Below are 6,543 nucleotides of genomic sequence, written 5' to 3'. Positions count from 1 at the left end.
ATGGTGGGCGCCATCGAGACGAACAAGTCCGCGGTCACCCTCAGCCAGACCACGCCGATCGCCAGGCTCGTTACGGAGTACGAGATCGTCGTGGTCCCGGCCGACTCTCCGTTCAAGAGCGTGGCCGACCTGGTCGCCGCCTGGAAGCACGACCCCTCCAAGGTCTCGATCGCCGGCGGCTCCGCGGGCGGCACCGACCACATCCTCGCCGGCCTCATGGCCAAGGCCGCCGGGATCGACCCCAAGAAGGTCACCTACATCCCGCACTCCGGCGGCGCCGAGGCGGCCACCGCGGTGCTCGCGGGCAAGGTCTCCGCGGCCATCTCCGGCGTCGGCGAGTTCACCTCCCACATCGAATCCGGCAAGGTGCGCGCGCTCGCCGTCAGCTCGGATCAGCAGCTGCCCGGCGTCAACGCCCCCACTCTCAAGGAGGGCGGCCTCGACGTGGTTCTCCAGAACTGGCGCGGGTTCGTCGCCCCCAGCAACCTGAGCGACGCGGACAAGGCCAAGCTGACCGATCTGGTCACCAAGATGCACGGATCGCAGTCGTGGAAGGACGCGATCGCCAAGAAGGGGTGGGCCGACTCCTTCGCGACCGGCAAGGAGTTCGAGGATTTCATGGTCGCTGAGCAGACCCGGGTCAAGGGCATCATCGCCGACATGGGGCTCGGCTCCTGATGTCGTCGAAGGAACGGCTGGGCGGCGCCGCCACGGGCGGCGCCGCTCCGGCGCCCCACCCCAAGGAACCCGCGTCCCCGCGGGGCGTCGGCCGGGGCGACGCCCCCGCCGACGCGTCCAGCAGGTCGTGGTGGCGGCCGGAGCTGGGCCTCGCGCTGATCGTGCTCGGCCTCGGGATCTTCGTGCTCGTCGGCACTGCCGACGTGAAGTCCGCGACCGTGCTCGGCCCAGGACCCCGGTTCTTCCCGGTGCTCGTCGGAGGAGCACTGGTGGCGATCGGCGTGTTCTACATCATCGACGTGCTGCGCGGCGGCCACGGCGACCCGGAGGAGGGCGAGGACGTCGACAGCGACGCCTCCACCGACTGGAGGAGTCTCGGGCTCGTCAGCCTGATCTTCCTGGCCTTCGCCGGCCTGCTCAACCTGCTCGGCTGGGTCATCGCCTCCGGGCTGCTGTTCTTCGGGCTGGCCACCGTACTCGGGGCCCGACACCGGCTGCGGACCGCGGCGATATCCGTGATTCTGGCCTTCGGGTCCTACCTCGCCTTCGTCAAGGGGCTCGGTGTCACCCTCCCCGCCGGGCTGCTTGACGGGTTGATGTAGATGGACTCCCTGACGATGTTGATCGAGGGGTTCAGCACTGCTCTGACCCCGATCAACCTGCTCTACGCCCTGGCCGGGGTCACGCTGGGCACCCTCGTCGGCGTGCTGCCCGGCATCGGGCCGGCCATGACCGTGGCGCTGCTGCTGCCGATCACGTTCAACGTCCCTCCTGCAAGTGCTTTCATTATGTTCGCGGGCATTTATTACGGCGGTATGTACGGCGGGTCAACGACATCGATCCTGCTCAACACCCCAGGTGAGAGCTCTTCGATGATCACGGCCCTGGAGGGCAACAAGATGGCCAAGCGCGGCCGGGCCGCGCAGGCCCTCGCCACCGCGGCCATCGGCTCCTTCATCGCCGGCACCATCGCCACCGGACTGCTGGTCGTCGCCGCCCCGCTGGTGGTGGACTTCGCGATCTCGTTCGGCCCGGCGGACTACTTCGCTCTCGCCGTACTCGCCTTCACCGCCGTGTCGTCCGTGCTGTCCAGGTCGGTCGTCCGCGGCCTCGCCTCGCTCGGCGTCGGTCTGTTCATCGGCCTGATCGGCATCGACATGCAGACCGGGCAGACGCGGCTCACCCTCGGCATCGAACAGCTCTACGACGGCATCGACGTGGTCATCGTGGCCGTCGGCCTGTTCGCCCTCGGAGAGGCCCTCTACGTCGCCTCCAGGCTGCGCCACGGCACCCCCGACATCATCCCGGTCGGGCGCGCGTGGATGGGCCGCTCGGACTGGTCGCGCTCGTGGCGCCCGTGGCTGCGCGGCACGGCGTTCGGCTTCCCGTTCGGCGCCCTGCCGGGCGGCGGCGCCGAGATCCCCACCTTCCTCTCCTACGCGACGGAAAAGCGCCTCGCCAAAGGCGTCGCCAAGGAGGAGTACGGCAAAGGCGCCATCGAGGGCGTCGCCGGCCCGGAGGCCGCCAACAACGCCTCCGCCGCCGGCACCCTGGTCCCGCTGCTCACCCTCGGCCTGCCCGTGTCCGCCACCGCGGCCATCATGCTCGCCGCCTTCCAGCAGTACGGCCTGCAACCCGGGCCTCAGCTCTTCGACAACAACCCGGCGCTGGTCTGGGGCATGATCGCCTCACTGTTCATCGGCAACACCATGCTGCTGATCCTCAACCTGCCGCTTGCCCCCGTATGGGCGAAGGTGCTCAGCATCCCCCGCCCCTACCTGTACGCGGGCATCGTGTTCTTCGCCGCACTCGGCGTCTACGCTCTGCAGAACTCGTGGGTCGACCTCATCGTGCTGTATGTGCTCGGCATGCTGGGCTACGCCATGCGCCGCTTCGGCCTGCCCGTCGCCCCCGCCGTCATCGGCATGATCCTCGGCCCCATGGCCGAGGTCCAGCTCCGGCGGGCGCTCGCCATCAGCACCGGCGACGTCAGCGTGCTGGTGACCAGCCCCATCGCGGCGGTCCTGCTCGGCCTCGCCGCGCTCGCCCTGGCGATCCCCTTCATCAGGGCCTACACCGCCCGCCGGGCTCGGCGGACCTCCGCGGGCGAGATGCCCGCGGACAAGGAGCCCGCGGGCAGGCCGTAAGGCCGATCCGCCCGTGGAAACGCGAGGAAGCGGGGCCCGACTGGGCGGACCCCGCTTCCTTCGTTCCAACGGGCCGCTGAACGCCCCAACGGCCCTCTGAGCCTCCCCTGCGGGGGCCTACGAGCCGCTGCGGGCCACGCGGAGCTCCGACCGACACTCCGGGGCTAGCCGGCGACGCCCAGCTTCTCCAGGATCAGCTCGCGGGCGCGGCCCGCGTCGGCCTTGCCCCGGCTCGCCTTCATCACACCGCCGACCAGCGCGCCGACCGCGGCCACCTTGCCGGAGCGGACCTTGTCGGCCGCGTCCGCGTTGTCCGCGATCACCTGGTCGATGATCGCCGACAGCTCGCCCTCGTCGTTGACGATCTGCAGCCCGCGCGCCGCCACGACCTCGTCCGGCGTGCCCTCTCCGGCCAGCACACCCTCAAGCACCTGACGCGCCAGCTTGTCGTTCAGCGCCCCCGAGGCCACGAGCTCGGTCACCCGCGCCACCTGCGCCGGGGTGATCGACAGGTCAGCGAGAGCCGTACCGGACTCGTTGGCCCTGCGGGCCAGCTCGCCCATCCACCACTTGCGCGCGTCGGCGGCCGGCGCGCCCGCCGCCACCGTCGCGTCGACCAGTTCGACGGCGCCCGCGTTGTGCATCGCCTCCATGTCGAGGTCGGACACAGCCCACTCGGCCATGAGCCGTGCCCGCTTCACGCGCGGCAGCTCGGGGAGGTCGACGCGGAACTTCTCCACCCACTCGCGCGCGGGGGCGATCGGCACGAGGTCCGGCTCGGGGAAGTAGCGGTAGTCCTGCGCCTCCTCCTTCGACCGGCCGCTCGTCGTGGCGCCCGTGTCCTCGTGGAAGTGGCGGGTCTCCTGCACGATCCGGCCGCCGGCCGCGAGGACCGCGCCCTGGCGCTCCATCTCGTGCCGCACCGAGCGCTCCACGCTGCGCAGCGAGTTGACGTTCTTCGTCTCGGTGCGGGTGCCCCACTCCGACGCCCCGCGGGGCATCAGCGACACGTTCACGTCGCACCGCATGGAGCCCTCCTCCATGCGCACATCCGACACCCCGAGAGCGCGCATCAGCTCACGCAGCTCCGTCGCGTAAGCCTTCGCCACCTCCGGAGCGAGCTCGCCCGCGCCCTCGATCGGCTTGGTCACGATCTCGACCAGCGGGATGCCCGCCCGGTTGTAGTCCACGATCGAGTAGTCCGCCCCGTGGATGCGGCCCGTCGCCCCGCCCACGTGCGTGGACTTGCCGGTGTCCTCCTCCAGGTGCACCCGCTCGATCCCGACCCGGAACACCTTCCCCCCCACCTCGACGTCCAGGTAGCCCTCGGAGCACAGCGGCTCGTCGTATTGGCTGATCTGGAAGTTCTTCGGCATGTCCGGGTAGAAATAGTTCTTCCTCGCGAACCTGCACCACTCCGCGATCGAGCAGTTGAGCGCCAGCCCGATCCGGATCGTCGACTCGATCGCCTGCTCGTTGGCCACGGGCAGCGCCCCCGGCAACCCCAGGCACACCGGACACACCTGCGTGTTCGGCGCCGCCCCGAACCCCGTCGGGCACCCGCAGAACATCTTCGACGCCGTACCCAGCTCCACGTGCGTCTCGATGCCCAGCACCGGCTCGAAGCGCGCCAGCACCTCGTCGTACGGCATCAGCGTGTTCGTCTCAGTCACGAATAAGCTCCAGCTTCCTCAACGCCTCTACGGTCTCGTCCTTCCAGAGACGGTATGAGGGCAACTTCTCGAGGTGTTTCAAGTTCAATGTCTCGGCGATCAACGGAAGGTATTCCCGTGGTTCTCTCACCACTCTGCGCCGCCGCCTCCCCTTGGCGATGACATCACCCAATGTACGCTTCGGGTCCTTTAGCCGCTCGGCGTCGGAGATCTTTTCCCCGTCGAACACGTCTCTCGGGTTCCAGTCGGACCCGGCGACCTGCCGTAGCACATCGGCGTCGGCCAACGCCCGACTCTCCATTTCGCGCACAGGCACCACACGCACCAGCGGGAGCTGAGGGCCCATCCGCCCCCGTTCCTTCACCAGAGGATCCCAGTACTTCCGAGTCTCTCGCTCCACATCGGCCGAACCGTCATAGTGATGAAAAAGCAGTGTCATTCCCGTGGCCGCGCTCGCGGCAGTGCGGCAAATCGCCTGATGCTTCGATTCCCCTTTATCCACCGTGACACGCAACGACTGAACGGCGGCGACTGCGATCCCACGCGGAACGCAGATTCGCTCCAAGGCACGCTCAAGCAACACGGGCAGAAAATCGTAATCAGTGCAGCCCTCAGCAGTGATGAACGAGTTCAATGTCATCAAGAGGTCGTCTCCATGAGCTCTCTGGGCCTCTTGGGCGGAGATAGCCGTATAGGCCAGCCGCTCGGACTCGGTGACGACATCTTTTTCCGCCGACGACTTGCTGTCCGCAGAACCCAGTCGCCTAACGCGTGAGACTCGGCTCGCCGCGCCCGAGTCATCCTCTGGTGCGGTAATCCAATCCATCACGACGATATCCTCTGGCACTGCGAAGAGAAGTAGTGGCGAATGGCTGCTCATGACGAGTTGAGTCAATGGGATCCCCGGCTCGACCTCCGTTGAGGGATCGGTCGCCAGTCGGCGTAGATGCTGCACAAGCTCGCGGAGGCGCTGGGGATAGATTCCGTTCTCCGGCTCCTCGAAGCAGATCAGCCCACGTTGCTCAGGGTCATAGAGCGCCGCGAGAAGCGCAAGCACCCGGAGAGTGCCGTCGGAGGCGACCCTGGCACTGACCCGACCTTCGTCCCGGGTGCGCAGATACACCTCGTATTGATCTTTGGCGGTATTCTCCTCCACCTCGATCCCACCGAATCCACGTACGATCCGAGCCATATCAGCAGAGATTTCATTCAGCACACTGCCGTATTGGTCCTGGGTCGCCTTCTGGATCCTGCGAAGCACCTTTGCCAGGTTAGCGCCGCTGGGATCCAATTGATCGCCACGTTGATGCAACGCGCTGGGCATGCGCAACGCGGCTGGATCCAGTTGAAGAAATCTCCACGACGCGATCTCCCGCCTCAAGGCGTAGAGAAGAGGAAATTCACCGGCAGATGTGATGCTGGATAGCACGGTGGCCTCTGCCGCATGGGCGGCGAACTCACGTTTGCGCCCCTGCCTCCCCTCCTGCGCCACACGGAAGATCGGCCGCCTGGAGGCATCCACCATTGTTTCCAGGAGAGCCGTCTTGCGCCGATACTTCAGAAACTCTGCGCGGAAAGAACGGCTCGGACGGTGTCGGCGAGCCCAGCGATCATGACCAACCTTGATCGGAATTACTTCCTCACGCTGAACAAAAGGTCGTACGAACCCGTCTTCCCCCCGACAGCGAACGATCTCCAAGTGATATCGAACACGTGTATGCGACACCTCGATCTCAGCGCCGAACTGATCCACGACCAAGGGATCAAGGAGCACGTCGACCGTGAACGACATCCTGTCCACGACTTGCCCGTCGCCTCTACGCCGAAAGAGTTCCCCGAATTCCCCTCTTGCCTGGACGAATGCCTCGTAGAGAGTCGGAGAGTCGACGAGGCGGCGGAGCAGCTGAATCGCGTCGAAAAGGTTGGACTTACCGCTTGCGTTCGGGCCGAGTACCACGAGGAACGGCGGCAGGTCGAGGCTGAAGTCGGCGAAGGATTTGAATCCGTCGATCTCAATACGCGTGAGCATGCCGCCGTTCCTCCTT

General features: G+C 66.9%; 5 protein-coding genes. 3 read left to right on the top strand and 2 right to left on the bottom strand.

Annotation, left to right across the window (positions count from 1 at the left end; genetic code table 11):
• The 3 genes from BLQ73_RS21570 to BLQ73_RS21560 form a co-directional block, all read left to right on the top strand.
• Positions 1–678 (top strand): Bug family tripartite tricarboxylate transporter substrate binding protein (locus BLQ73_RS21570; RefSeq protein WP_093172695.1); only part of this gene is annotated, 678 nt, incomplete at its 5' end.
• Positions 678–1,280, top strand: a complete 603-nt coding sequence (locus BLQ73_RS21565; RefSeq protein ID WP_093172693.1) for a tripartite tricarboxylate transporter TctB family protein — start codon at positions 678–680, stop codon at positions 1,278–1,280. The genes BLQ73_RS21570 and BLQ73_RS21565, both read left to right, overlap by 1 nt.
• Complete coding sequence (locus BLQ73_RS21560) at positions 1,281–2,825, top strand: tripartite tricarboxylate transporter permease (RefSeq protein ID WP_093172691.1); 1,545 nt, start codon at positions 1,281–1,283, stop codon at positions 2,823–2,825.
• A 164-nt stretch (positions 2,826–2,989) separates the two neighbouring features.
• On the opposite strand, the gene gatB is transcribed toward BLQ73_RS21560, so the two are convergent.
• Together gatB and BLQ73_RS21550 are read right to left on the bottom strand one after the other, a co-directional pair.
• Entirely contained in the window at positions 2,990–4,498 is a 1,509-nt protein-coding gene (gene gatB, locus BLQ73_RS21555) for an Asp-tRNA(Asn)/Glu-tRNA(Gln) amidotransferase subunit GatB (RefSeq protein ID WP_093172689.1), read from the bottom strand.
• The gene (locus BLQ73_RS21550; RefSeq protein ID WP_093172687.1) at positions 4,491–6,527 is read right to left on the bottom strand and encodes an AAA family ATPase; all 2,037 of its coding nucleotides are present in this window, start codon (positions 6,525–6,527) and stop codon (positions 4,491–4,493) included. Before BLQ73_RS21550 ends, gatB begins: the two co-directional genes overlap by 8 nt.
• Positions 6,528–6,543 lie beyond the last annotated feature (16 nt).

This window comes from Sinosporangium album, from assembly GCF_900100605.1.
Taxonomy (GTDB): Bacteria; Actinomycetota; Actinomycetes; order Streptosporangiales; family Streptosporangiaceae; genus Sinosporangium; species Sinosporangium album.
This window is presented reverse-complemented; position numbering and strand designations above follow the sequence as displayed.